General features: G+C 39.9%; 31 protein-coding genes. 6 read left to right on the forward strand and 25 right to left on the reverse strand.

All coding sequences use genetic code 11. From position 1 onward, the window contains the following. Window positions 1-174: 174 nt before the first annotated feature. Window positions 175-1,113 carry an N-acetylmuramoyl-L-alanine amidase family protein gene (locus tag ACH30E_RS07275; protein WP_294991717.1) on the reverse strand — a complete coding sequence of 313 codons (939 nt, stop codon included), beginning with the start codon at window positions 1,111-1,113 and terminating at the stop codon, window positions 175-177. 103 nt (window positions 1,114-1,216) lie between these two features. Here ACH30E_RS07275 and ACH30E_RS07280 point away from each other — a divergent pair, with 103 nt between their 5' ends. Continuing rightward, complete coding sequence (locus tag ACH30E_RS07280; protein WP_490824287.1) at window positions 1,217-3,880, forward strand: putative LPS assembly protein LptD; 2,664 nt, start codon at window positions 1,217-1,219, stop codon at window positions 3,878-3,880. Window positions 3,881-3,986: 106 nt separating this feature from the next. On the opposite strand, the gene ACH30E_RS07285 is transcribed toward ACH30E_RS07280, so the two are convergent. The 23 genes from ACH30E_RS07285 to ACH30E_RS07395 form a co-directional block, all read right to left on the reverse strand. Then, a complete protein-coding gene (locus ACH30E_RS07285) occupies window positions 3,987-4,751 on the reverse strand; it encodes a lysophospholipid acyltransferase family protein (RefSeq protein ID WP_490824288.1) in 765 nt (254 codons plus the stop codon). Window positions 4,752-4,754: 3 nt separating this feature from the next. Further along, the gene (gene ung, locus ACH30E_RS07290) at window positions 4,755-5,438 is read right to left on the reverse strand and encodes a uracil-DNA glycosylase (protein ID WP_294991723.1); all 684 of its coding nucleotides are present in this window, start codon (window positions 5,436-5,438) and stop codon (window positions 4,755-4,757) included. 81 nt (window positions 5,439-5,519) lie between these two features. Then, a complete protein-coding gene (locus tag ACH30E_RS07295) occupies window positions 5,520-7,703 on the reverse strand; it encodes a T9SS type B sorting domain-containing protein (protein WP_490824289.1) in 2,184 nt (727 codons plus the stop codon). Between the two features lie 200 nt (window positions 7,704-7,903). Then, window positions 7,904-8,650, reverse strand: a complete 747-nt coding sequence (locus tag ACH30E_RS07300; RefSeq protein ID WP_490824290.1) for a LytR/AlgR family response regulator transcription factor — start codon at window positions 8,648-8,650, stop codon at window positions 7,904-7,906. After that, window positions 8,647-10,371, reverse strand: coding sequence for a sensor histidine kinase (locus tag ACH30E_RS07305; RefSeq protein ID WP_490824291.1), 1,725 nt, complete (start codon window positions 10,369-10,371; stop codon window positions 8,647-8,649). The genes ACH30E_RS07300 and ACH30E_RS07305 overlap by 4 nt, the downstream gene beginning before the upstream one ends. 727 nt (window positions 10,372-11,098) lie before the next feature. Next, window positions 11,099-13,060: a conjugal transfer protein MobC gene (mobC, locus tag ACH30E_RS07310; RefSeq protein ID WP_490824292.1), complete on the reverse strand. Its 1,962-nt coding sequence runs from the start codon at window positions 13,058-13,060 to the stop codon at window positions 11,099-11,101. 16 nt (window positions 13,061-13,076) lie between these two features. Next, window positions 13,077-14,288, reverse strand: a complete 1,212-nt coding sequence (locus tag ACH30E_RS07315; RefSeq protein ID WP_490824293.1) for a relaxase/mobilization nuclease domain-containing protein — start codon at window positions 14,286-14,288, stop codon at window positions 13,077-13,079. After that, on the reverse strand, window positions 14,273-14,668 hold the full coding sequence (locus ACH30E_RS07320) for a plasmid mobilization protein (protein WP_490824294.1): 396 nt from the start codon (window positions 14,666-14,668) through the stop codon (window positions 14,273-14,275). The genes ACH30E_RS07315 and ACH30E_RS07320 overlap by 16 nt, the downstream gene beginning before the upstream one ends. Before the next feature lie 264 nt (window positions 14,669-14,932). Further along, on the reverse strand, window positions 14,933-15,130 hold the full coding sequence (locus ACH30E_RS07325) for a hypothetical protein (protein WP_490824295.1): 198 nt from the start codon (window positions 15,128-15,130) through the stop codon (window positions 14,933-14,935). 3 nt (window positions 15,131-15,133) lie between these two features. After that, entirely contained in the window at window positions 15,134-15,943 is an 810-nt protein-coding gene (locus tag ACH30E_RS07330) for a PRTRC system ThiF family protein (RefSeq protein ID WP_490824296.1), read from the reverse strand. Continuing rightward, the gene (locus tag ACH30E_RS07335) at window positions 15,940-16,656 is read right to left on the reverse strand and encodes a hypothetical protein (RefSeq protein ID WP_490824297.1); all 717 of its coding nucleotides are present in this window, start codon (window positions 16,654-16,656) and stop codon (window positions 15,940-15,942) included. Before ACH30E_RS07335 ends, ACH30E_RS07330 begins: the two co-directional genes overlap by 4 nt. After that, on the reverse strand, window positions 16,637-17,743 hold the full coding sequence (locus tag ACH30E_RS07340) for a hypothetical protein (RefSeq protein ID WP_490824298.1): 1,107 nt from the start codon (window positions 17,741-17,743) through the stop codon (window positions 16,637-16,639). Before ACH30E_RS07340 ends, ACH30E_RS07335 begins: the two co-directional genes overlap by 20 nt. Before the next feature lie 55 nt (window positions 17,744-17,798). Continuing rightward, window positions 17,799-18,017 (reverse strand): PRTRC system protein C, encoded by a 219-nt coding sequence (locus ACH30E_RS07345; protein WP_490824299.1) that lies wholly within the window; start codon window positions 18,015-18,017, stop codon window positions 17,799-17,801. A 26-nt stretch (window positions 18,018-18,043) separates the two neighbouring features. After that, window positions 18,044-18,709, reverse strand: a complete 666-nt coding sequence (locus ACH30E_RS07350; RefSeq protein WP_490824300.1) for a PRTRC system protein E — start codon at window positions 18,707-18,709, stop codon at window positions 18,044-18,046. Between the two features lie 9 nt (window positions 18,710-18,718). Further along, window positions 18,719-19,480, reverse strand: coding sequence for a DUF3560 domain-containing protein (locus ACH30E_RS07355; RefSeq protein WP_490824301.1), 762 nt, complete (start codon window positions 19,478-19,480; stop codon window positions 18,719-18,721). 72 nt (window positions 19,481-19,552) lie between these two features. Further along, window positions 19,553-20,611 (reverse strand): DUF932 domain-containing protein, encoded by a 1,059-nt coding sequence (locus ACH30E_RS07360; protein ID WP_490824302.1) that lies wholly within the window; start codon window positions 20,609-20,611, stop codon window positions 19,553-19,555. 21 nt (window positions 20,612-20,632) lie between these two features. After that, window positions 20,633-21,010 carry a single-stranded DNA-binding protein gene (locus tag ACH30E_RS07365; protein WP_490824303.1) on the reverse strand — a complete coding sequence of 126 codons (378 nt, stop codon included), beginning with the start codon at window positions 21,008-21,010 and terminating at the stop codon, window positions 20,633-20,635. A gap of 87 nt (window positions 21,011-21,097) precedes the next feature. Then, window positions 21,098-21,502, reverse strand: coding sequence for a hypothetical protein (locus ACH30E_RS07370; RefSeq protein ID WP_490838986.1), 405 nt, complete (start codon window positions 21,500-21,502; stop codon window positions 21,098-21,100). Window positions 21,503-21,521: 19 nt separating this feature from the next. Next, on the reverse strand, window positions 21,522-22,106 hold the full coding sequence (locus ACH30E_RS07375; RefSeq protein WP_490824305.1) for a hypothetical protein: 585 nt from the start codon (window positions 22,104-22,106) through the stop codon (window positions 21,522-21,524). 90 nt (window positions 22,107-22,196) lie between these two features. Next, on the reverse strand, window positions 22,197-22,664 hold the full coding sequence (locus tag ACH30E_RS07380) for a JAB domain-containing protein (RefSeq protein ID WP_295185175.1): 468 nt from the start codon (window positions 22,662-22,664) through the stop codon (window positions 22,197-22,199). 158 nt (window positions 22,665-22,822) lie between these two features. Continuing rightward, window positions 22,823-23,338, reverse strand: a complete 516-nt coding sequence (locus ACH30E_RS07385; protein WP_295185173.1) for a hypothetical protein — start codon at window positions 23,336-23,338, stop codon at window positions 22,823-22,825. Window positions 23,339-23,345: 7 nt separating this feature from the next. Continuing rightward, entirely contained in the window at window positions 23,346-23,900 is a 555-nt protein-coding gene (locus ACH30E_RS07390; RefSeq protein WP_490824306.1) for a hypothetical protein, read from the reverse strand. 16 nt (window positions 23,901-23,916) lie between these two features. Then, the gene (locus tag ACH30E_RS07395; protein ID WP_490824307.1) at window positions 23,917-24,246 is read right to left on the reverse strand and encodes a single-stranded DNA-binding protein; all 330 of its coding nucleotides are present in this window, start codon (window positions 24,244-24,246) and stop codon (window positions 23,917-23,919) included. Window positions 24,247-24,360: 114 nt separating this feature from the next. On the opposite strand from ACH30E_RS07395, the gene ACH30E_RS07400 reads away from it, so the two are divergent. Then, window positions 24,361-24,759 (forward strand): hypothetical protein, encoded by a 399-nt coding sequence (locus ACH30E_RS07400; RefSeq protein ID WP_295185166.1) that lies wholly within the window; start codon window positions 24,361-24,363, stop codon window positions 24,757-24,759. Here the strand turns inward: ACH30E_RS07400 and ACH30E_RS07405 are convergent. After that, on the reverse strand, window positions 24,756-25,004 hold the full coding sequence (locus ACH30E_RS07405) for a hypothetical protein (protein WP_295185164.1): 249 nt from the start codon (window positions 25,002-25,004) through the stop codon (window positions 24,756-24,758). The genes ACH30E_RS07400 and ACH30E_RS07405 overlap by 4 nt on opposite strands. Window positions 25,005-25,081: 77 nt before the next feature. On the opposite strand from ACH30E_RS07405, the gene ACH30E_RS07410 reads away from it, so the two are divergent. From ACH30E_RS07410 to ACH30E_RS07425, 4 genes are all read left to right on the forward strand, one after another. Next, window positions 25,082-25,342: a hypothetical protein gene (locus ACH30E_RS07410; protein ID WP_295185162.1), complete on the forward strand. Its 261-nt coding sequence runs from the start codon at window positions 25,082-25,084 to the stop codon at window positions 25,340-25,342. Between the two features lie 69 nt (window positions 25,343-25,411). Continuing rightward, window positions 25,412-25,618: a helix-turn-helix domain-containing protein gene (locus ACH30E_RS07415; RefSeq protein WP_295185160.1), complete on the forward strand. Its 207-nt coding sequence runs from the start codon at window positions 25,412-25,414 to the stop codon at window positions 25,616-25,618. 175 nt (window positions 25,619-25,793) lie between these two features. Then, complete coding sequence (locus ACH30E_RS07420; RefSeq protein WP_490824308.1) at window positions 25,794-26,192, forward strand: HYC_CC_PP family protein; 399 nt, start codon at window positions 25,794-25,796, stop codon at window positions 26,190-26,192. Between the two features lie 97 nt (window positions 26,193-26,289). Continuing rightward, on the forward strand, window positions 26,290-26,937 hold the full coding sequence (locus ACH30E_RS07425; protein ID WP_490824309.1) for a heavy metal-binding domain-containing protein: 648 nt from the start codon (window positions 26,290-26,292) through the stop codon (window positions 26,935-26,937). The last annotated feature ends 22 nt before the right edge of the window (window positions 26,938-26,959 follow it).

A 26,959-nucleotide genomic window follows, 5' to 3' on the forward strand; every position in this document is an offset into this window, starting at 1 on the left:
CATTGTTTTTTGGGGGGCTTAGTCCATAGTCCATAGTCCATAGTCCATGGTCCATGGTTGTTTGGGAAGTTTAGGTCCTAGTCTCTGTAAAATAAGCACCTATCAAGGCTAGCAGCTAGAGGCTAGAAGCAGGCAGCCTATTTCCCACGGACAATAATGATTAGAATAGGCACTTTACTTTCTGGAATTACCAGCACTTATGCCAGCCTGGTTTTCAAGAGAATTCTTATAAATACGGACTGCTTTGGTAATAACCTGACAAATTTCTACCTGTCCTTTTTCGCTGTTCAGGTAGTCTTCTTCTTCCGGATTGGAAATAAAGCCTGTTTCAACCAATACGGCTGGCATATTTACAGCTTGTAATACCCATATTCCCTTTTTACGTTGCTGGGCCTTACGGCTAATGCGACCTACTTTCTGAAATTCCTCTTCGATAGTCATGGCCAGTTTGGCACTGCGTTGAAAATATTGCTGGGTGAGGATATTTGCCAACATGGTTTTGGTAGGGTCATTGGCATCTGCCGCCTTGCGGGCTTTGAGTATTTGTACGGAAACACTATCCAGGTATTCATCCAATCCTTCACTGGCAACCGCTTTACGCTCGTCGGTTTTATCGATTCCGTAAATAAATGTTTCAGTACCCATTGCTGGGCTGGGGGTAGTCCAGGTGCGATAATCCTTCACTCTTTGCTTAACCAGTTTACCCTTTCTTTTTACGGTAATGGTTTTATAGCCAATAAACTCGCGGTTTTTTCTTGCTGCAGCGGAATTTACGTGGATACAGACGAATAAGTCGCCCTTGGCCTGATTGGCTATTTCTGCTTTCTGGATAACGGAATGAAAGACATCTGTTTTTCGGGTCATGACGATTTCTACATCAGGGAGGGCATCCTGAAGCATTTTCTCAAGTTTAAGGGCAACTTCAAGCGAAATTTGGCTTTCAGTAGAATATCTGCCCCTTGCTCCAACATCTTCTCCTCCATGACCAGCATCTACAATGATCCTCTTAAGTACCTGTTTTTGTTGGGGTTTGCCTTTTTCAGGCATAAAAGAACTGAATATACCGACCCCTAAACTTAACAAAACAAAAGCAGCATATTTAACACGCATCATATCAATTCGTTAAAGGATTATAACCAGAGTTCCGTTTACACGCTTCAAACACTATTTTTGCCAGGTGAATATGCGCAAACGCTGTAAAATTAACGTAAAAACCATGCTTCCTATTGTTGTGTGTGCATATTTGCTCATATTAACATTTCATAAGGAGGCTGGCGCAGCTCCGGCTTTATTTAAATCTTCCTTTGAAAATATCTTACAGGATACTGTTCCGCCCAAATCTGCAAGTGATACCAGCGTGAAACAAAAGGATAGTTTAAAAACCGCTAAAACAGGTGATTCGTTGGTTAACCGAACAGATACCATGCGTATCTCCAAAGACTCAATAGATGCTCCTATAACCTACAATGCAACGGATTCTGGTGTTTTAATTATAGATACAAAAGAGTTCATACTCTATGGCAAGGCCAAAACCAATTATAAGGACCTTCAAATGGAAGCGGCCACCATTCGGTACGACCAGCAATCGCAAATGGTTAAGGCATATGGTTCACTCGATTCAACTGGGAATCCTTTAAGTAAGCCCCAATTTATTCAGGGTGAATTACAATCTGTGAGTGATTCTATTTTCTACGATATGAGAACTGGAAAAGGACTCACAAAAAACACTTTTTTTCAGGAGGGTGAAATTTTTGTAAATGCAGAAGCACTAAAAAAAGTGAGTGCCGATGAAGTATTTGCCAGTAAAGCTCGTTTTACTACCTGTAATCTCGATACGCCCCATTTCGCCTTTCGAACCAGAAAGATGAAAATCATCAACAACAAAATGGGCATTTCCAGTGCCGCATTTCCCGAGTTTGAAGGCGTGCCCATACCCATTGGTATTCCTTTCGGAATATTTCCATTATATCGTGGCCCGCAATCTGGTTTTATAGCACCGGCATTTACGGCCAGCGAAGATTTTGGATTAGGATTAGAAGGAATCGGATATTACCACATATTCAATGATAACCTGGATCTTACAACCCGGGCCAATTTATATTCCTATGGAGGGTATAATATCAATTTTAATTCAAGATACCTGAAACGATATAAGTTTACGAGTAACCTCAATGTTACGATACAAAGTTCCAGGATACTAAACAGGGGAGGTGTAACCAAAGACGAGTTCAGTAAAACAAAATCTTTCATGATTAACTGGTCGCATAGCCGGGATGGCAGAGCCAGGCCAGGAACCAATTTTTCAGCGAATGTAAATTTTGGTAGTACAAGGTTTAACCAGTTGTTGTTGAATAATCCTTACCAGAATTTTCAAAACCAGTTAAGTTCATCTATCAATTATACCAAAGACTGGAGAGGTAAATACAACTTATCTGTTAATGCCAACCATAACCAGAACAACAATACAAGATTGGTAAACCTGAATCTGCCAACATTGAATTTTAACGTAGTAACTTTTTATCCATTCCAGAAAAAAGACCAGGTTGGTTCAGGAAAATGGTATGAAAAAATAGGGATAGGTTATAGTGGCAATGTGCAGAATCAATTATCCTTTTATGATACGGCATTTAATATGCGTCGTGCGCTTGATGAACTGCAGTGGGGTGCCCAGCACAATATCCCCATAACCCTTTCATTACCTGCTTTGGGTCCGGTTACAATAGCCCCAAGTGTGTCTTATGAAGAAAGATGGTATGGTCAGCGTATTTTCCGTTCCTGGAACGATACAGCTAAGCAGGTTGATACAAAAATTCAGCGTGGTTTTTATACAGCCAGACAAATGGCTTTTGGCGTGAGTTTGAATACCCGGATTTTTGGTACATATACCCTGAAATCGAAGGACACAAAAATTATCCGACACGAAGTTCGCCCAAGTATCTCATTCAACTATAAGCCAGATATGGCTGCGAAATATTTTTATACTACTCAGATTGATTCAACCGGAAGAACCATGCGGTTCTCTCAATTTGAAGGTGGTATAATTCCCGGCTTCTCAGAAGGTGCTTTTGGCGGAATTGGTTTTGGTATCGACAACCTGCTTGAGATGAAACTTAAGGACAAATCGGATAGTTCCGGAAAAGCTACCAAAAAAATCAAGCTGATTGATGGATTCGGATTTAACTCTTCCTATAATTTATTGGCGGATAGTTTTGCATTGGGGAATTTTAATTTCTATGCCCGTAGTACTTTGTTTGACAAGATCAATATAACAGCCGGTATGAATATTGACCCTTATGCAGTAGATGCACAAGGTTATCGTTTAAAACAACTGGCAATTGATCTTAAAAAACTAAAGTTTGGCCGTATTACCAGTGGCAATCTTGCTGTTTCAACTTCTTTTACCAGTAAATCGAAAGACGGGTCTGATAAAAATGAAAAAGATATTCCAATCGATCCGTTCATGACACCTGATGAACAACAAAGACAATTACAATTTGCACAGGCCAACCCAGCAGAGTTTACTGATTTTAATATACCCTGGAGTCTTACGCTTGCTTATTCTTTGAATTTTAACCGTGTCCTCAAACAAGACTTTTCCGGTTACGAAACACAGATTTTTTCCAACCTGAATTTCAATGGAGATTTTAGTTTGACGGAAAAATGGAAATTGGGTGGTACGGGTTATTATGATGTAAATAATGGCGGATTACAACAACTGAGTATGTTTATAACCAGGGAAATGCATTGCTGGCAATTATCGATCAATGTAACCCCTATCGGATTATACAGATCTTTCAATATCACCATCAATCCTAAATCAGGTATCCTCCGCGATCTTAGAATCAATAGGAGCAGGGTGTTTTCGAATTCTAGATTTTAGGTATTAGGTGTTAGGTGTTAGGTACTAGGTATAAGGTATAAGTGTCATTTTAACTAACAGTTTACTATCTCAAAAGAGTTTTATCCTAACACCTAATACCTAGCACCTAGCACCTTTCTTCCGCTTCATAGTATTTCCACATTATACCAAACAACTCCTCCTTAAGTTCCGAAGCTTTTTTTCCTTTTGAAGGAACGGGTGGAAGGAAATGCATTTCGAGTGGGTGAGGCATCAGGTAGAAGAAGATATTGGCTGGTAATACTTTTTTTGTATGAAATAGTATGGTGGGTAAGATTGGCTTTTCTGTATCTGTTGCCAGTTTGAAAGCACCATCATAAAAACTTTTCAACGGATCTGAGGTTCTGTTACGTGTTCCTTCCGGATAGATAACCATATCGAGGCCGATGGAAAGCATTCTTTTCATTTCATCATAACTGCGTCTGCGGCTTTCGTCGCTTTTTCGATCAACCAGCACACTGCCGAAAGTGTAGATCCATCCAAACAAAGGCACTTTAGCAAAGCTTTTTTTGGCAATGGTTTTATTGGCCCTTGGCATGAATGGCGTACTTACGGGTACATCCATCAGGCTGTTATGGTTGCAGATAACGATATAGTTACAATTGTCTTCAAAATGTTCTTTGCCTTTAACACGCAATGGGCAGCCAATCAGGTTTAGGTAAATCCACATCCATACCCTTGATACATGTCTGTGCCACCTGGCTTTAGCCGGGTCGTTGAGTAGAAAGCAGGGGAGATAAAAAACGATGGCAGGTAGCATGGTGCCGATAAAAAGTATCAGGGCCCATAGTGCAAATACTCTGCCGAGTATCAGTTTCCAAACAGGTGTTTTGATAGGTATTGATTTGTTCATGTATTAAGCGTTGTTGGTAATGCTCCAGTCTATTGGACTCATGCCTTGTTTCATCAATAGTGCATTTGTTCTGCTGAAATGTTTACATCCAAAAAATCCTTTATCGGCGCTAAAGGGAGAAGGGTGCGCGGCTTTTAATACATGGTGTTTTGTTGCATCAATCAATACTTGTTTTTCCTGTGCAAAGCGCCCCCATAATAAAAAAACAACTCCTTCTTTTTCATCTGATATCTTCCTGATTACGGCATCTGTGAAATCCATCCAACCGATTTTAGCATGACTGGCAGGTTCATTTGCTCTGACAGTTAATACTGCATTCAATAATAGCACACCCTGTTTGGCCCAAGGGGTTAAATTACCTGTTGTGGGTATCGGCATTCCGATATCTTCCTGCAATTCCTTATAAATATTTACCAGGGAAGGAGGAGGTTTAAAACCGTCTGGAACAGAAAAACTTAAACCATGTGCCTGCCCCGGACCATGGTATGGGTCTTGCCCGAGTATTACCACTTTTACTTCTTGAAATGGCGTAAATGTAAATGCATTAAATATAAGTTGACCCGGAGGGTAAATTGTGGCGCCAGTTGCTCTCTCAGTTTTCAGGTGCGCTGCAACTTGCAGGAAATAAGGCTTTGTAAATTCATGCTTAAGCACTTCTTTCCATGAAGCTTCGATCTTTACATCCATTAGCTTTGAAGATTGATTGCGAAAATACAGAAACAATTATTGAATGAAGCATGATGATGGCTAACAGCTAATGGCCATTAGCTAATACACAACCGTCACAGTTCCTGTAACCGGTTTTTGTTTATCATTTTGTTTGATGAGGTAGTAATAAACACCTACCGGAACTATGCTGCCATTATTCGAGCGTCCATCCCAAACAGGTAGATACCCTTTGGATTTATAAATTAGTTGTCCGTTTCGGGTAAAAATTTCGATCCTTGATTCAGGATAATATTCAATGAGTGGAATCTTCCAGGTATCATTGATGCCATCTCCATTCGGAGAAAATATATTGGATGGAGCAATGAGGGCATCTTCAATATTTACTACAATAGGGTTGGTGGCTGTACATCCAAAAACATTTGTACTCTTTGCATAATAAGTCCCCGATTTTAAAATTCGCTCAGGGTTTAACTGAGGTTTGGTAGTTGCACTGTCTTGCCAATAGGAGTAGGTCCAGTCTGTGCTAAAAGGCACTGAATTAATCAGGTTGATGGTTTGTGGTATTCGAACAGTTGCGGGGTTTGTAACTGTAAATTCAGGAATAGGGTTAATGGTTACTTTCGCTGATTTGCTTACGGCGCACCCAGCTGCAGATCTTAAACGGATATAATAATTGGTGGTTTTAGTAAATACATGATCATCCGGTAATCTTGAAGTAAATGCGGCGTCGGACCAATAGCTAGGTGTGGCAGTAGGATCACTTCCTGCCACCGGATTAACTGTAGAAAGCAGCAATTCGCCACAGGCGGCAAAATCGTTGGAAATTAAGACTGGCGGTGCTGTAATGGAAACATCAACCGGTTTAATAACAGTACATCCTTTGTCGGTAGTTCCTTTGATATAGTAGGTGCCGGATTTATTGATAGCTTTTGGAGAACTTAAAATTTTTGTAGCAAGTTCATCGTTCCAATAACTGTATGTAAGTCCGCTTTCACTGCCTTGTATAATATCGCTCGTAGTTAGATCAACTGTATTTGGGATACATTCCGGGAGTTCTGCTTTTACTTTTACAACAGGATTTTTCCAGACTATTGCATTGAAAGGCTTGGTATCTGTACATCCTGCGGTGTTAACTGCTTTGATGTAATAGGTACCTGTTTTAATAATTTTTTTGGGGTTTGATACAAATTCCGATTCATTAAAATCGGCAAAATAACTATACACCATTCCGGGTGTGCTGCCCTGAATAAGCGTTGGGGATGATATGTCGATGCCAGGTGTTTCACAAGCTTCAACCGAAGGCTTTAAAATAAAGTCGAACGGATCATCCGATTTTGTTACTGTTGTATACAACGTGTCCAGGCAGCCCTGGTTAGGGTAAGGAACAATTTCTAAGGCTAGCCGGGTACCAGGGGCGGGCGCAGGGTTTAGTTTAAGGGTATTGTTGATGCCCAGTGTTTGTGAAAAATCTTCTGTAAACCATTTATAGGCCATAAATCCATAGGGCGCAGTTAAGGTTAGCTGTGGTAATCCGTTACATAATACGTTACCGGTAACAGGGGTTGTACAGTTTTCGTTTATATCGATATAAGCATAGCCAAAATGTCCGCCTAAAGCACAGTCATTTACCGTAAACTCGAGTCTAAGTGTTTTACCGGCATAGTTTTGGAGTTTCAGGGTAATCGGGGCCCAGTCTTTATAAAACACATCAGGTCTTGGGTCGGTGGAACGTTTAAACCCTGGCAGATCTGCGGAAGCGATAAACTGGAAAGAGCCACAGTCTTCATATTTGTTGTCAGTGACATTAAAAATCTTTACAGCCAATTGGGGTTGCTCAAATGATTCATGTTTCGGGTTTTCCAGTACCACTGCATAATTGTAGATAATACTATAATCACCACTGGTTGCTGGCACGGTAAACGTATAATTCAAGCCATGGGCATCAGAGCCTCCTTGTTCCATACCAAGTTTAACGGAGTAACCGCTGCCGTTTGGACAAACCACCGGAAATCCGCCATATTGGTCCGTTTCTTTCCCATTAATATTTGCATCCATGATCCTGTGTGTGGAAGGGTCTGGGGAAATGGGGGAAAGGAAAATAGCGCCATCGCGGGATATTTGTCCTTTCAGGGTTTCCCAATTATCGAAATTGCCTCTTTCGAAGCCAATATTGGGAGGGCATTGGGAAAAAGCCGAAGTAAAGTTAATGCAGGCAAATAGGAACAACAGAACGCCCCATTTTAAGGTGTGGCTATAAATCGAAAATCTGTAGTTTCCTTTCATAATGATCAATTACACGGGTATCTGAAAAAGACAATAAAGTCCGTTTCCGGGTTGCATGGATAGGATTAAATACAGGTTTTAGAAAGGAGATCAGGGTAAAATGAAAATTATGCATTATTTCTATATATGCCAAAAAAATCGGATATGCGGTAGGTTTTGCATAGAGAGAAGTCCATAGACCATAGACCATGGACCATGGACTATGGTCTATGGAGTAATTGTTTGATACGTTCACGATTCAGGCGGGAGACAGGGATTTTTGTTTTATCGAGCAGTAATAGTTTTGGGCCGTCATCTTGAATCCAGCTTTTGATATAATTGCGGTTAACAAGGTGCGACTGATGCGGTCGTATAAATTCGTTGGAAGGCAATAGGGTTATATATTCTTTCAGGGTTTTGGCCACCAATATTTTTTCATTTGAATCGAGGAATATATAAGTGTAATTATTACTTGCTTCGCATCTGATAATTGAGGTAATATCAACATACCTGATTTCTTGTTGATGAGGTAATGCAATTCTTCTGGGTTGTTGAGTATTGATTTCCTCTAATAGGAAGCGTAATTGTTCATTCTTCTTTTTCGTGCCTATTTTTTCAATGGCCCTTTTTACTGCCATTGCCAGTTCATCGGAATTTATTGGTTTAAGCAGATAGTCGAGTGCGGCATATTTGATGGCCAGTATTCCAAATTGATCGTAGGCGGTTACAAAAATTACTTCGATTTCAGTGTTGGATAATTGTTGCAAAAGATCAAATCCTGTTTCTTTATGCAGCTTGATATCAAGAAACAATAATGCAGGTTTACTGGCCTGAATACCTTTTAGCGCACTTTCTACATTGCTGGCAGTACCCACTACCGTTATTTCGGGGCAATGGGTTTGCAGTAAAAATGACAGGTTTTCAATATTGTGTAATTCATCATCTACTATATAACATGGAATGTTCATGACCAGTAATTAAGTGTTAGCTGACAGGCAGTATGGCCATCTACAGACAATACATCAAAATGAACGGTTGATTGGCTATACAATTTATTGAGTAATTCAATTCTTTCCCTGATTAGTTTTAGTCCGAATCCTTCCTTGACTGCATCAGGAGAAAATCCCGGTCCATTATCAATAACCTGAATAATGAGTTCCTCAGATTGCTTCATAAAGTTAATGGAGATCATTCCTCTTTCGGAAAGTCCGGAAACGCCATGCTTTACTGCATTTTCAACCAGAGGTTGCAATAGCATTGAAGGGATAGCGGTATGTATTTGATCGATATTATCGTCGATAACAACTTTGTACTGAAACCCAAAACGAAGCTGTTCCATTGAAAGATAATCATTTAATAGTTTGACTTCTTCTTCAATGGTTGTTTTATCATCATCTGTTTCATTTAAAATATGCCCTGTAATTCGAGCAAATTTTGACAGATAATTGCTGGCTTTGCCGGTTTCATTTTTGTTCACCAGATTTTGGATGCCAGCGAGGGCATTAAACATGAAATGAGGGTTTAGTTGTGATCTTACTGCTTTTAATTGTAATGAAACTATCTGTTTTTCCTGGTTTTTCTTGGCAAGCATTGCTCTGCTTTTACCCCTGTAGAATAAGAAGCCAGTGCTTCCGATTAGTGCCAGAAATGCAGTGTAAAGAATGGCTTGTTTTGAATTGAATAGAACGATGGAAGATGGTTTTACCGAAAAGAAAAGACTTGCCTTTGGGATATTGGTTGATCTTTTGAATTCCTCTGGTAGTTTTGGCGTAATGATGATTTCATAGTTACCCGGTTTCTTAAAATAGGCAGCATTGATTTGCAGTTCAGGGTTTTTACTATAGTAGGAAATATTCCATTTATTCGATATTAAGCTGGTATCGGAATGGGTGTTACTATAATGACGCAGGTACACAAAATACATTTCATTGAGAATTGTTGGTTTTATCGAAAGGGCAATATGGTTGATGCTATCGTTCCATTCAAAGGATCGATTTTGTATTTCATTTAGTACAGTAGCAAGTGGATTCTTTTTATTTTCCGAGGGTTTAATCTCATATCCTCCGATCTTTAATTGTTTTGAAGCAGGTATATAATGTTGTTTTAAAGGCTGGAAAAGGTTGGCATCATTGTAAAATACTCTTGCCTGTGCTATAGATGGGGTTGGCGTATATAAATTATTGAAGTAAATGGTTCTTTTATCGTAATAGTGTGCGATATGGTATAGTTCGAACTTGATGAGTTTATGTTTCGAATTAAATTTACCCAGGTAGGCGTAAGCACCTTTTTTATTTGTTTTAAAAATAGTTGGATGTTGCCATGAAACGAGTTCAATGCTATCGTTGATTACTACATGATATAAAAAGGAATCGGCATTTGCTTTTGTAATGCCTGTAGCTGCCAATTCTAAAAAATCCTGTCCATTCAACCAGCTTAAAGTTGCATTACCATAAAAACCGACAACTGCTGCAGAAGTGTTGCTGCCTGGTTTGTATTTCGGACTAAATTTGTCGAAAACCTGAAAATTTTTATTAGGAGCATATCTTGCCCATATATCAGATGGGTCAGTTTCCATGATTTTTGTCCACTCGTTGTAATGGTTCAGTTTTATGGCAGTGTCAGTAACTTGTTGGGCATAAATATTGGCGAAATATAAGCAACACAGTAAATAAGCAAAAGTCTTTTTCATGGCATAATATTTAAAACAAAGCTGTATAAATATAATTCCTTAAAAATGTTTATTTAGTATTTGGTGCTTTTGGATTAGGATTTGGCTTTAGTATTCAATCGAAAGAAAATTGTGATAAAAAACTTAATGCATACTCAATTCAACAAAATCACTATCAAATAGTAAGCTTGAGATTATATACAATTAATCTGTGAATCTGTGGCTAATTTCTAATTGATCATTAGTAGAAAATTATTTGTTACCTGAGCTACAAAAAAGCCTCACAATAGAGTGAGGATTAGTGAACCGGATTGCCCCGACATCGGAAGGGGAACCAATGACCTTCCCGATTAGCATCGGGATGCTCTATCCATCTGAGCTACTGCAAATAAAAAGCCCCACAAAATTGTGAGGCTAGTGACCGGAGGTTGGGAATTTTCGAACCAATTTGTTTCAGATATTATGCTTTTAGCTGGTATCAGTACGCAACATGACAAGACTCGGCCCGAAAATGATCCCATTTTATGTGCGATACAGAACAGAAAAGGCGTTTGATTTACAAGAGCAATCCTCATTTTCTGTTTTAGGGAGCAGCTTTGGGTGCTGCGCCAAGATAAACAGGATACAATTATAGGCAGACTAGAACTGTGTCTAATCCTTGTATTTTACTTAGCAATACCCCCTTACCAACCGGAGGGGGTTTGACAAGGAAAATGTATCTCCTAAGAATGTTTTTCCAGTTATATGTTTAACGGGTTTGAGACTCATTTTCAAGTTTCAAAACTACATTCTCAATTAGTCGCCGGATATCAAGTTTGATTTGGTAGAAATTATCAAGAATATCTTGTTGTGAAATACTATAAACAGGCGGGATTTCCTTAAAGTCTTTCATCTCCCTGTTTATTGACTCGGTATCCTGCAGGATTTCTGCGTGAAACATTTTCAGCTTAATCTTATCATCAGGATTATCTGCTACCATTCCTACAAATTCACCGGAGGAGAGAGCGGCAATTTTGGATGCGGGTATGGCATTGTCCATCTGCCAGGATTTGCTTATGCTGGTATCATTGCTGTTGATACTCATACTCTGTCGCAACTGGACAATCTTACCGAAGCGTTCGGAAAGTAATCTGGCGGTTTCTCCTGTTACCTGACCCGAAATTATATTCCCGCAAATATTGGTGATTACATCAGCCTGATCTTTACCATAATCCTTCTTTAGCTGAGAAAAATCCTGTGCGGCAAGTATGGTTGCAACTTTGTTACTCCTGGCAGTTGCGATATGCCCATCAATGTCATTGAAAAAGATGGTAGGGAACTCGTCAAAAACCAAGGCACTTTTGAGCTTATCCTTTCTGTTTACGATTTTGATGAGGCGGGAGGCGTAAAGAGAGAGGACCGCCCCATATATGGAACGCTTGTCGGGGTTGTTGCCCACACAGACGATTTTTGGTTGCCAGGGCGAATTGATGTCGAGGGTGAAGTCATTACCTGAGAGCACCCAGTAAAGTTGGGGGGACGCCAGTCTGGCCATTCCGATTTTGGCGGAAGCTACCTGACCTTCTAATTGTTCCATTGCATCGTTTTGGAATGCCGTGATAAAAGGGTTGACAAATACTTCAATTTCTGGTTCTGAATTTAGTACCGGAAATAGAGTATCATATTCTACCTGCATCAGTTCAATCACATGGGGTAGGGTACAATATACCCCGTCTTCATACTTTCTTAAAAACCAGATAATGGCTGTTACGAAGTTGATCGGAGATTCTACAAAGAAATCTCCCTGTTTTTTAATCCATTGGGTATTGAGGCCTAATAAAATTGTTCTGGCTGATTCAGTGGCATCGGTGATATCAAACATGGAATCAGGATCCAGCGGATTGCATCTGTGCGAACAGGCGAGGTTGTCAAAATTGATGGCATAGAATGCAGGCGGCGTTTTATACGCGGAGGTGTTTTGCAACAACCAATTATAGGCAGCTTTTGACAAGTCATCATATTTAAAGTCGTAAATGAACATGGTGTATCCCTTCGAGATCAACTGGCGAATCATGGGAAGGATCACAAACCATGATTTACCTGCACCAGGGCTACCTGTTACCAAAAGTCCACGGAAAGGATTGGGGAAGGATATAGTGGATTTACGGACTTTATTTTTTAACCGGTATTGTGCAGCGAAGTTGATTGAATATTCATTGACATGCGGAACCTCTTCCTGCGGAAATGTTTCATTTTCTTCATTGAAAATATCCTGCTTCAAATTGTCAAAGATCAAGCGGCTCAACCGGGCACCAGTAAAAACCAGTAATCCAAATCCCGTACTACAGGTAAGGATGTAAGAGGAGGCAGTAGTAGCCATATTCAAATCTGATGCAAGAAGAAAGCTGCAGAGGTAGAACATCAGTAACCCACAAATAATCCAACTGATCACTGCACTTAATTTGTACTCCTGGTCTTTTTTACCTTTTGCTCCCAGAAAGGAAATGATTAAGAGAACTAAAATAAGAGACTTGATTTTCAAGGTGCTTTCGAACACCCCTGTTTTAGCGATGGACTGTAACATGCGGTCTGATAAAGAAGAACGCACACCATAATCTGCAAAGGCAGCATAACAACTGTAGTAAAAATGCAGCAGCAGAAGGCCAACAGAAAGCCACCTGCTTAAGTCCACAATTTTTCGTAAGCCCTGTTCATTCTCACCTGTTCCCATTGCTCAAAAGATTTGCTTATATGCCTCTTTGTTTTTTTCGTTTCTTTTTCTTTAGGTGAAAGGGGATATGCTGGGCTCCGGTTTCTGCCTGCAATAGATCATTAACCAGGCCTTCGATTTGTTGCACGTTTTTCTCTGCATTTATTTGTTCCGCATGGATCAACTTTATGACTTTTTGTTTCTCTATTTTCAGTTTTTTGGCCAATCCTGCTATACTGTATTCTTTGCCTAATTCTGATCCATTGAAAACGCTTCTGTTTTTATGGTCGACAAATGTGATACCATAGATTCTTCCTTCTGCATTTTGTCGAAGAACCGTTTGGACGGATTGGTTGCTTAGGAATTGGATCATTTTGTCAAGGGATGTAGGTCTCTGCATCAAGCAATTGTCAAGGCTGTTTTTGAGGTTCAGTTTTAACAGATCCCGATTGGTTTCATTGAGCGTAAAACGATTCTCCAGATAGGCGAGGGTAGGTTTGCCTGCAATGGAGCTGGCTTTTATAGGTATTCCGATGGCTTGACCTTCTTTATCGATCATCCGGTACAGAAGGCCATTTTTTCGGTGCGTAAAACTCCCTTCCTTGCCCCGATCCGCTTTTACACCGAACGTGGACAATATCGCGTTAAACTGTGCCAGTGAAACATAATTATAAAGATTGATGGTCTGCTTCAGCACATTGGCTATACTTCTTTTCGTTTCTGATTTGCCATATTCCAACCTGTTTTGAATGGGAGCAGCCAAGGCCAGTTCATTTGACGTTGTCCCCGCCTTTATGAGCCCATGTTTTTCCTCTACCAGTTTGCGTGCCATTTCCGATTGATTCCGGCCTATGTTGTGGGTATTGATCCGAGAACCATCTCCCCGGATCGTTGTTGCGACAATATGGAGGTGAGGATGCCCCGCATCTTTATGCTGGTAAACTAGATAGGGTTGGTCGCCAAACCCAATTCGTTCCATGTAATCCTGTGCGATTGAATTTAACTTTTCGATCGAAAAGTTTTCAGATGGTGCAAAATTCAGGGACACATGCATTGTTTTTGTTGTGGCACGCTCATTCAATTTATTCCTTTGATTGAACCAATCGAGTTTGTGGTAAAAATTCATGGCAGATATAGGCAATAGAAAATTATTTTCTGCAATGCACATGGCTACCCCTTTTTGAACTTTGTGTTCATTGTAGTTCAGTGTTTCACTAATTGAAGCCGGGAATGTTATCCTTGCAACCATTGGTCTGACCATTTTTGAATTTCAGTACAAAGTTTTACTGTCACGGATAAAACATCCTGCCTTGTTTTTTCATAAACTGTAACCCAGACACGGAATTCCGGGATTTTATCCAGTGTGTGTAGCTTATGTACTGCCTGGTTCAAATTGTTGCCGATGTAATTGATTTCTTTTCGCAGCAGGATCAACTCTGCGGAAAGCTCATCCATTGAGGTATTTCTGGTTTTGATGGTTACGGCTTTGTGAAGGGCAAGTTTGCGTAAATAATTACTGTTGGTTTTCTCAGTGGTCTTTTGGCGGTTTTTGACCAGGGTTGAAAACTCATCCTCATTCATGCGAAGTGTAATGATCTTGTTTCGGATCATTCGTTTTTCCTTGTCCATCACTTTTAGTTTTCAGTCAATCACAACACGAACGAGTTCCGAGTGAGTGTCAAATGACCCCAAACGTATTACGTTTGTACATCTTGCAGCCGGCGATAAGTCGGCTACCATGTGGAAACACCCGGCGACTTTTTTTCAGGTTCTATCGGAATTACTATGTAAAAGTAGAAAGGGTAGAAATATCCTGCGCAGCTTGCCTTTATATTAGGCAAGTGAGTGTAAATAAAGATCAGCGATTGCGAAGCTAAATACAACTTATAGCATCTAAAAAGCAAGCACATGGCCATTCTGGCAATCTCTTGCTTCTGCTATTGCTTCAAGGTAGGTAACAAAGGACTTTATATTGCCCTCTTCATCCACAACAAATTGCGGTTTGTGGAACCGTTCTATGACATAAAATGGCCCATCTTCTGGCGGGTCTTTCGGGTCAATTTCCATGATCATGAATAATAGGTTTTGCATGGCTTAGGTTTTGGAAGTAGTGATGGGAATTGGATTAGAAGAGAACTGTTTTAAATTCAGGAAAAAGCCACGGTAAAATGTCATTCCTTCCCTGAATAAATTCCACAGAAGAGATGAACCCAAAGCACTTATAGATGTGTTGATAAACAGATCCTGTTTGGCAAGTGCTTCGCTCATCGAACAACTGGGCTGATCATCTTCTTGCACGTCCTTCAATTGTCTGCGGTAAAGTTTGGTTACTGTAGGCAAAGAGCTTACTGTTTCGTACATCTGTGAAGCGGGTTGCTTTACCGGATATACAGTAGAAAAAATAACCTGTCCTGTCTGTTGCGCATTGCCAAAATCCATCCAGTAAATGAGCTTATATGGACCGTTGTTCTGCCTTTCCAGTTTAGATAATACAGTGGCAATTGTAAACCTTGCCTTAACTGTATCGACACAGGAAATGGTGATGTTGGCAAATAATTCTTCTTTCAGATTGGGTAGCCAATCATATTTGGAGGCTACACTTTTCCAGTTGCTCCCAAAGAACCGGTTGACCCTCGCAATCAAAGCTGCGGACTTGTGCATCCCCAATTCAGCTTTAGAAAATAGCTGCCTACCGAGGTTGGCTTTTGTTACCACATCATTATCGAATAACCGTACATATAAACCGGGGTGACCAAGTGAGATCAGTGAATGACTCATCCGCGCCAGTGCGGTCAATACCTGGCTTCCGGTTCCACCCGCGCCAATAAGATTTACCGTTACTGGATTAGTGGGATTCAGCAGGTAGTTGTCCGTAAAATGCACGACAGTTTTTTGAGCAATCATGCGATCAGTTTTTTAAGGGTGAGTGAATGTTTTAGAAGACAACTAACAGGAAATTTTCTGCGTGAATCTTTCAGGGATTGCCAGAGCTGAATGATGTTGCCTTTTACCGGGCTTTTACCGCCTAGGACATGGGAGAACCTGGAATTGAAAAAATACTCTTCCCATTTGCTCATAAATGCTTCCAAGTGGGTATGTGGGTCAATATCGATATCCACCGTTCCCATACAGACATTACCATCGTCATGTACATTGAAAAATGGAGCCTTTAAAAGCGTAGTTTTTAAGGTCGGCGTTTCATTTTTCGCAAGCGCAAACACAGTTACACCGGTGCGGGATGCTTTCCATAGCATCGGTGGTACCGGGTATTTGCCATCCGGTATTTTTAAGTCCGGTGTAAATGCTAAAAAATGCGTTATGGGAGGCGTGTACCAGATTGCAAATCCGTTGGTACCCTGACGCGTGTACAAGAGTTTAGCAGGTATTAACTCACGACATTGCAGGTAACTATCCGATAATTCTGAAGAAGTCTGTAAGGTGGCCGCCAGTTGCTGGCTTTCCTGCAAGGACAGTGGATGTGGGTTGACCATCTTCCCAGCATCGTTGAAGTCATATGCTTCCACATAATAATCCGGTTTTTCTTCTGCCGACCGGTAAACTACCAGTCCCTTGTAAGGGTGGTGCATGTTTGTAAAATCAGTCGTGATGTTTTTCATAATTAAAACGATATAAGACGGCGCAGAGTTCGTCCATCAGGGTGAGTAATTTGTGCTCAAATGGAAATGCATGCGTAACCGAAGTTTGCTTCTTGTCAAAATATTGAACTGATACCGGGACTTCAAATTCTAAGAGTTCCTGCAAGTCACAGTTCACGTATTCCATCAGGTGGTCGTGGATCCAGCAATGGTCGTCCCAGAAAAAGCTAAAATAATGATCAGGATATCCTCGTTCACCTTCATCTTCTTCCAGGTGTTCACAATGAATATTTTTGTGAAAACTTCTGTTTGGAAACTCTTGGTAAAGCGAATAAAATTTCCGAGCAACCACCTTTAATCTTCTTTCAGTATTACCAAGGGGTTTAAATGCATTCAGCCTTTTTTTAAATGCAGCCAAATGGGAGGAATTAAGCACCGCTTTTTCTAGAATGCTAATCTTTTTATGCATAGCTTTTAAATCGGCGTGATAGCGGTTGTACTCTGCTTCTTCTAATTCACTGTCTGCATTGGTTATCCACTCCGTTATTGCCTCATAGCATCCACTCAGATAATCGTTTTCACATAGCAAAGGCAACCGGACATGTTGGTTGAGATAACCAAATACTGAAAGCACAAGATCAAAGCAGCCTTTGTTTTTATCACGGTGCAATTCATCCAGTGCGTTTAGCGGTACATAAAACAGGTCGTAATCTTTGTGCAGTGACTTAATGGTGGCAAGTATGATCTTATTCCTGTTTTCCGTGATCAACAGGTATAGCGAAGGATCAATGGTTTCCAGTTCTTTTTTTAAGAAGCGGTAAGCAACCGCAATGTTCATTGGGAAAGAAAGGTCAGGTTCGGTTACAAAATTAATTTTATGCAAGGTGCATAAATGTTCTACGGAAGCGAAAAACACCTGTTCAATCTTTTCCCAATTCTGAGCGTTGGAGGTCTTATTGAATGTTATCGGTAAGAACTGCTGCCTTAAAAAATCAGGGGCAACTGGGCCACAGGTACCGCACGCAATTTTGCTTTTTTTACTGCGTCTGAGTCCGGCAATTTGTTTAATCTTTCTGCGAACTGCCCGATCTGTGCTAGCTGCTGGCATAACGAATGATTTTTAACAGGTTTTACAAATCTTATTTTACATCTTTTATTCATGGTTATCCTTTTGTGCCAAGCATTGCCTGGAAGATGTATTCCACCCGGTCATTTTTGATTTCCGGTCCTTCGATCTTGGCGGTGGTTAATTCAGGGTAAGTCTGTGCGTACATATTTAGCACCGCTTCTGGTTGCATGGTTGTTGAAGGGTCTGAAAGAACCAGTTTGGAGCCCTGCTGGTCGTAAAGAAAAACTCGAGGTAAAGTATTGCTGATTAACATGGATAATAGTTTTAGCGGTATATGAATTATGCGTTGTATTCATCCTCATCATTGTCATCGTTCTCATCGAGGCTCTCCTCATCATTATCGTCGTTGTTATCATCATCTACATCAGTATTGCCTTCATTTTCCTCGGTTGTATCTTCTTCTTCGCTGCCTTTGATTACAGTTTCATCAGCAAACAAGGAAAGTGATGAATGCTGTCCCCGCAGTTCCTGGCTTTTCTTCTTGATCTCCGTTTCAAATTCAGGGAATTGCTTTAGGTCTGGTAACTGTCCGATGGCCTCACCGATCTTTTTCAACCTCACCAAGTCATCCACTTTTTTCATCTGTTCGTCAAACTTTTTCCGTTTGCCCTCCTTGTCTTTTTTCTGTGTATCCTGTTTGTCTTTTTCGATACGTGATTCTTTATGGGCTTTATCCAGTGCTTCGACATGCTGCTGCATGTTTACCATGAGTGATTGGGTAGCCTGAACCGGTTGGCTAATTGCTTGAAAAAAACCGTTGTCAAGGTCACTATCACTACCCTTTAATACAAGTGGCGGAATCAGTTTCGATGCTTTATCCTTGATATGTGATGTGTCCAATAAGAGCGATACAATCAGTTCACCATTTTCCTGTGGCTGTATATTCAGTCGTAGGTTGCCGGTTACATTTAGTAGCTTGATTCGGGAAAAGAAGTTCGTTTGCATATTAATTGGTTAAACGGTGAGTAATTGTTTTGCGATATAGATGGCATAATTGGTAATATGCCGCTGCCATACACCCTGAGTTGGAGACCATCTGAACCCATTTAATTTCAGCTTTTTTCGCATTTCCTCCGGTGGAATAGAATCGAATAAAATCTGGACACGGTTGGCTTCAATATTAATGATGATTGTAGAGTCGCCAATGCGTATTTCTTTTGTTTCAAGCGCCTGTATCTTTTCAAGCTGTACTATGCGATCTTTAATCCTCCTGATCTCCGCAGAATTGTTGGAAAACTTGTAATGTGCGAATCCGAAATTATTGGGACTGTTTAATTCTTCCCACATTCCTTCTGTGGCCATTTCGAGTTTGAGAAACCCTTCTTTATCTTTTTTTCGCAGGCACTGGTTGGCTGCTTTCATAAAGTCCTGGCTCTTTTGAAGTGAAGCGAGCTTATCCTTCAACTTGGCCAGTGCCTCAGGATCATCAGATGAAATTGCATCATTCGACTCTATGGTTTCTGCTTTATCCTGGTAATATTTTGCCTTGTCCTCTGCATCAAATGCTTTGCCAAATGTGTTATGGATCCTGTTTCGGTAATTCCGGTCTGATTTTTCGCTGTGGTGTCCGACAAGTATCGGCTGACCCATGGGGATTATAGAAGCCATCTTACTGGCCTTTTCAAATAAAGAATCCGAAAGCTCTTCATTTTTCTTCGCCTGCTTCTTTGCATAGTCAATCCTGTTTGCCTTTCTCTCGTGGAAATTATGTTTCATGTTAAATGACTTTACTTTGTTAGACAATTTTTAGGGTAAAGGGGAGCTTTCTTAAAAGCAGCCCTTAGTTTCTTAGCTGATCTCTTGTTTACCTGCTGCAAAACTCGTACAGAGGTTAAATGCTGTTTGTCCGCGCTGCTGGGCAAGTCCGCCATAAAGCAATGATTTCATCTTAGCGGTGTCATCCTTGTATTTGCGAACGTTCTGAAAATAGCCGGTAATGGCATTGTACAGACCGAACAGCGTTCCGCGGGTAGAATCCATCTGCTGCGCATCACTTTCCATGGCATACTGGAAGGCGGCATCACACATATTCTGATAGTAAGTTGAACATTCGTCCGTTCTTCCCTGTTGGAGTGCCATAAGTGCTTCACGATTTGGCACAAGGGTAAACTGGATCAACTGTTTCATTTCTGCATCAGACAGGGTGATCTTCGACCACTGGTTAAATATCTCCTGCATTTTTTCGGAAATATTACCCGTAATCCCCATCAATCTGTGTGCCTGTTCCAGCCTGTCTTTTGCATTGGCGGTGTGCCTGATCTTTACTGAATTGGTTTGATTTGACAAAGCGGCATTAAGGGTATTGTTACAAACGATCCTGACAGGTGTAAATGCTGCCATGATGCTTCCATAGCCATCGTGTGATGTGGTCAGGAAGATGTATTTTTCAATACAATCATCATTACCTACTTTGATGTAACCTGGCAACTTGGCCGTGATAAAGATCCTTTCGCCTTTTCCCAATGCGCCTGCTGTTTCGTAAAGAATCCCATCTCCACCGATGATTGAATCGAAGAATGAGAAGGCATCAACATTCTGTACTACCTCGTAATCCTTTCCAACCACGCCGAGTACATCTTCGGTATCTATACGGACAGTAGCGTGGTGATCAGGCACTTCCAGTTCAGGAATCTTAATGCCGGTTTCTTCATCCGCCTCCTGGTTTTCGTTATCGTAAGTGAAGAGAGCTCTTTTTTCTACTTTATAGTCAAGCCCTGCAAACTGAAGCGCTTCCTTACTGGTAGGATAATCTTCAACCACCTGCCCTAATCCATGCCAGGCCGTTTCCTTTACTGAAAAGAAGCTGTGCTTTCCAGTGTTTTCATTAAAATTAATTTCGTGTGACATTTGCGAAGTGTTTTTGGGTGATTAAAATGGCAGATCTGCAACTGGTTCGGTGATCAAAGCAGGCTCCGCTTCAATCATTACTTCCGCTTTTTTGGAATGGATCAGATCGATCTTATCTGCGTTCAAATTGATACTGGCTTTTGCGTTACCGTTCATGTCGATGTAGGCATTGCACGATAACCTGCCGGTAACCGTGACGATCGCACCTTTTTTTAAGATCTTCACGATCCCTGTACTCTTCCACCAGGCGACATTGATGAATGTGACGAACTCTTTTACCTCGTTTGTTCCTTTTACTTTGTAGCGGTCATTAACAGCAATGGAGAAATTGACAACTTCTTTGTCGCCTTTTACTGTGTTGATCTTTGCATCGGCTGTGATCCTTCCTGTGATTTGCATAAAATATTTTTTAATTGAATAATTTATAAATGGAGATTTTTATCAATCCCCTCTCAATACCAATGGAGGGGTTGAAAAAAATCGATATCAAATAGCTGATTTGATTTGGTTGTATCTTTTTTTCAGCATTTCTACACGGTCATGATACCGCTTGATTTCCTCGTATAAAAAATCATTTGTAAAGAGTGTATTGTCTTGAATGATCTGTAGTGCTTTTTTCTTGTGAAGATTTGAAATTTTTGTAATCGCGCGTTGGAAACGCTGGGATTGAGATAGTGGTTTATAAGTCTTTATAATTCCTGGCGACCAGTATGTCGTGAATCTGAAGCCAAATTTGGCTTTCAGTTTTGTTTCTATTCTCTTTAGTCGTTCAGCAAATATTTCGTCATTAAAATGGTCGCCAACAAAGTTACCAATCATATAATCCTGTTTATTTTGTACAAGATTATGGGTACGGGGGAATACATAATATGTATGAATACCTAATGCCATTTTATGCTGTTTGAATGAATTATTTATTCATGTATGATTGTACATCTATATATCCACCCATTTTGTTTACGATATGTTGGAAGTGGAGGAAGGCACGAAAGTGGTTTAGGGTGGAAAACCTTGTATCATACCTGTAATAGCCGTTATATTCACCATAGTATTCAAACCAATCTTTGATTTTATCTATTGATTTGTTTACCCATTCTGGCGAGCAGTTGTGTTTATCATTTAGGCAGTAGTACCCACCGTAGATTACAGTAGCTTGTTGAAGTGATTTTAAGGAAAACAGTGATGCCGTTTTGAGTTCTTTCCGATATAGTTTCAGGTATGCTTCCGGTGTTGTTTTACCTGACGGTAATTGTAAGGATCCACTTTCCGTCCATCCCGCTCTTTCACAGATAGAACTGATCACCTCGTAATTCCACCCAAAGGCAGTAAGATGCCAATGTTTAGGTCTTGGATCAATGTTATTGCAACCGGACTTTGTAAATATGAAAAAGTTGTCCTGGATCAAAGTATGTTCCATCTTTCCAAACCCTTCAGGAATCAATGTCCCTTCAGGCATCTTAAATATCTTTCTATCATGCTCAATGGTGTAACTCATAATGAAGGTTTATAATTATAAAAATTGTAAAGGATTTCTTATCAATCCCCTCTCAAATCGAATGGAGGGGTTGATAAGAAATCGACGCGATCAGATTTTACCCTCGTCTGCAAAAGAGTAATAAGTGTCTTTGGAGATGATAATGTGATCCATAATTTTTATTTCAAGCAAGATCCCCGCCTTGCAAATTTTCTCTGTCAATAAAAGGTCATTAGCGCTTGGATTTACACGCCCTGATGGGTGGTTATGGGCAAGTATGATACGATTGGCATTAAGTTTAATAGCTGGTAGAAAAACAATCTTTGGGTCTATAATAGTGCTGGTAGTTCCGCCCATGGATATGTCGAGAAGCCCGAGAACTTTGCAGGCGGTGTTTAAGAAAATCGCTTTTGCATTTTCTATCAACTCAATCTTGTCATGGTTCCAATGTTGCAATAAAAATTCAAAAACATCATTTGAGGATCTTAATAAAGGTCTTTGTGTTGCTTTAATCTTTGATCTGTAAACCAGTTCGATTTCACTTACCATGTTCCATTTGTTAGATTCTGATGTTTGCATACAATTCGTTTTTCGTTATTAAGGTGGGAGAGCATCCCCTGTTTGAATGGGCGCAGGGGATGCTCTTTCACCTGGTTGTAGCAATAGTGACGTTGGTTATATTAAAAGAATTATCAGGGAACAGAACCATGAAGGGAGCGTCGCAACGGGTGACGCCACTACAGGATAACTGCTGGTGAACCACCATACATTACAAAATCAATATAGCCTAACGATTGCCATTCGGACTTATGCAAAAAAGAGGGCGATAAGCCGATTCGCCATTTGCTGAGGAAATTGTCAAATTTTAATTGGGCTTGCCGGTTTAAAACAATTTGGTGTGAGAAAACCACTTCATATTCCCAGTCAAATCCCATGAATTGTATGAAATCTTCTGCAATCTTTCTTCTACGGAGAAGTTCCCAACGATCATCATACCCGGCAGGTTTTAATTCCACCAGCGTAGCTTTGCCTGTGCGCATATTCCGTACTAGAAAATCAGGTGTATATGTTTTTAGTCCACCTTTTATTCCTTCTGGCACTGTATCCAGGTTATAGTATATAGACAAATCATCCCTCAACCAATAATGGGTCTCTTCAATTGAAAGGATATACCGCAATTCCAGCAAGGAATCAAGCCATTTGCCTTTATATACACAGGCTATTGCATTTTGGTTGTAGGTGAATTTTGCCATGGTATTGTTATTTTTCAGGTAACCATCCACGCATTAAGAATTCCATTTCTGCATTAGATTTGTGGGCTGTTAAATGTGCATTTCCGGTTATTCTTTTGTAGTATTCTTCATACCACTTAAACCTGTCTTTGGTCGCGAGTTGCAGGCAGTCGTGATATTGGGTGAGTTGTTCTGCCGATAAGATGATCTGGTCATCAAAAATGACTTTATACTGCCAGTCAAGTTTCAGTGAGCGTATGTAATTATTGGCAACCAACTGGTGCAATGCCAGCGAAGATTGGTCTTCAAATGCTCTTGGTTTTATCTCTACAAGGGTTGCTTTTTTTGTTTCGTAATTGCGTATCAAGAAATCGGGTGTGTATCTCCGATAAGCTGATTTTGGGAAATGTGCCAATTGACCTGAACCCGGATGAAAATACAGGGAAACGGGTGAACGCATTAAAGCATGGTCTTCTATTACTGAGATCGCAAAACGGAGTTCGGTCAGTGAGTCAAACCGGCAACCCCAGCCTTTGACAGGCTGCGGGTTTCGGTAAGAGAATTTAATGGTGCCAGTTTTCATAAGAAAGTATTTTGAGTTAACGGTCGAGGTTAAGGATTCTTGAGGCTTTGATTTCGGTTACGTAGCGTTTATGGCCTTCATAATCAAAGAATGTGCGGTATTGGATTTCCCCTTCTACCATTACATGGCTGCCTTTGATGAATTGACCAGATAGGGTTTCTGCCAGTTTATTCCATGCATTGACGTCATGCCATGTTGTTTTCTTTGAACTGGTACCATCTTCCTTTTTAAGGAAGATGTCAGTAGCTAATCGTAAACGTCCCAATATCCTACCAGTAGTAGTTATGTGAACCTCTGGGTCGTTGCCGAGATAGCCAATTAACTGGACGAAGTTTTTTGTTTTCATGATGAGTGATTTGAAGTGCAAAACTTGAATTTCTAAATGAGGTAAGCCGTATTTATCCATATCTGTTTCGTATAATATCCGTATCAGATACGTGTTTTTTATTAGATTTATTGAATGGAAGCAGCAATAGTTCAACCTCAACGATATTGTCTTTATATAGACTGTGGTAAAGCGCTTCATCCTAAAATGCGTAAGGATGCCAAGTTCTGTAATGAGCAGTGCAAGGCAGCTCATCATAATCCGAGACGGGCTGATGCCCATCCGGATATCAAAAAAATTAATAAAATTCTTTTGAAGAATTTTTTAATACTGGGAAAAGCACTGGGTAAAAAGGAGTATGTAAAAAAGAAAAGGGAGCAGATTATCAAACAGGGATTTAACCTGGATTATCATACGCATCTGCACAAGGACTTTATTTTTTGTTATCGATATGGCTACCATTTCAAGGATGAAGGTTTTATTACCATATTTATGGGTTTCGATAGCGCTGTATATAAATCAATGGATAGTTAAGAAAATAATTCCTGCAAGGTTTCCACAATAGCCTGTAACAAGTGCTGGTCTATTCTCTCCGCTTTTTTTCTGTCTTGCCCGATTATGATAGCCCGATAATTTTTTTCTTCATCGGGTTCAAATACAAAAGGAAAGTCCTCAACATAGACAGTAATGCGGTGTGTGTATCCCCATGGCTGAAATTCAGCAGGTAGCATGATTTCCTTCCCATTGTACCATAGGGGAAGCTCGAAGTTTTCCGACATGGTGTAAAAATATGTGAATGGTTTAAAGATTTCGCTGTCATTTTATTATTTAGTTTCCCATCACTTATCTTCGGCGCATGGAACACAAAGAATTGGTATTGTCGACCCTTGCACAGATGGCTAAAGGATCTACCCAACCTAGTTTATACCAGTTTATTCCCCGTGAATTGATTCTGCGTTTACCGATTGACTGGTCAATCATTTATTCCTGTCTTTGCTTATTAGAAGAAGAAGAGATGGTACAGATTTTTCATGCAGACACCATTAAATTTTCGATTACCCAAAAAGGGATAGAAACTGCTATGGAATTTCAGAAGCAAGACATTTCTCAATCTTAGTTTGCTTTGTTTCTGGTTGGCATATGATCGTATGTCAGTACTATTCTTTGATCAGTGTAATTTGGTAGGATGAATAAAGCCATCAGTGATCATCATGTGCAAGTTGGTTTAGCCATCAATGCGTACAGGAAGGAAAAGCAATTATCCATATCTACTTTTGCTCGTTTATGTCATGTGCGAGTAGCTGTGCTCAGGCGAATCGAAAAAGGGGAGGTGAATTTCAGGCTTACCACCCTAGTTAAATTTATGCGGGTGATGGGGAAAGTACCGTTGTAAAAAAATACTTACAAAATTCAGAACTATGGATAAAATCATGTATTGTCAATTAATTAATTAATTTTTATACTATTAAATATACAGTTAAATTATAGTTTGATGAATTACTAAGCATTGAACTAAAATTTTAAACTCCTTTTGTAAAAAGAAACTATACATTTGTTTTGGCAAGTTTATGAAAAAGTTTATCACATTTATAGTAGCAATTTTATTTCTGAGTACTTCATCAGGGGCTACTATACACATGCATTATTGTATGGGTAAACTTGCTGACTGGGGGTTTATGTATAGGGATTCTACAAAATGTGAAAATTGTGGGATGGAGGAATCCGATACAAAAGATAATGGCTGTTGTAAAGATGAAAACAAGTTTGTAAAGAACATTTCAGAACAAAAAATTACTGAATCAGTTTCTATTAATTTTACTCTCACTATTCTTGACTTACCGCTATCCCTTTTTTCATTATCGGATATTTTCTATATCTCTTCAAGTGAAGAGTATCCAATAAGTCATGCTCCACCTCGAAATTGCAAGACGCCCGTATACCTTCTTAACAGAACTATCCTTATTTAATTTAATGTTGACTTAGTAGTGCCAGGCAATAAAATTGTCAGGCTATTGGCGTTTCTCTTTGCCAGTATTATATTTTACAACAATAAAATCATGAAAAATGAAAGCAATTAAAATGCTAATGATGGCAGCGCTAACTATCTTATCTTTTTCAGTATTTGCTCAGGACCCAACAACACAAAAGAACAAAATTAGACAAACTGTTGAAAAGACATATATATGTCCAATGCATCCTGATGTGATTATGGATAAATCTGGGAAATGCCCAAAATGTGGCAGGAACCTTACTCTAAAAGAAAAAATGAAAATGGAGGTAGTTGGTCTTTATGAATGTCCTGCGCATCCAGGTATTACAGGAGATAAACCCGGCAAATGTTCAGTATGTGGTTCTAAAATGAATCTTTCACCCAAGGAAAAAATGAAAATGGGAGTAATGAAAACCTATACCTGCCCCATGCACCCCGATGTTGCAAGTGATGAGTCAGGTAAGTGTCCAAAATGTGGAATGGATTTAAAAGAAGAAGAGCAGTCTGTTCAAACATATTCATGTTCTATCCACCCGGACATGACTAGTGACAAGCCAGGTAAATGTTCAAAATGTGGAACCTCATTGACACTTTCTCCAAAAGAGAAAATGAAAATGGAAGTGATGAAAATATATTCTTGCCCCATGCATTCGGATGTCACCAGCAATAAACCTGGTAAATGCACTAAATGTGGCATGGATTTAAAAAAGAGGTCAAACTAATGCTTCTACATTGCTTCAAATA

This window comes from Sediminibacterium sp. FW305-C-61 (genome assembly GCF_058231065.1).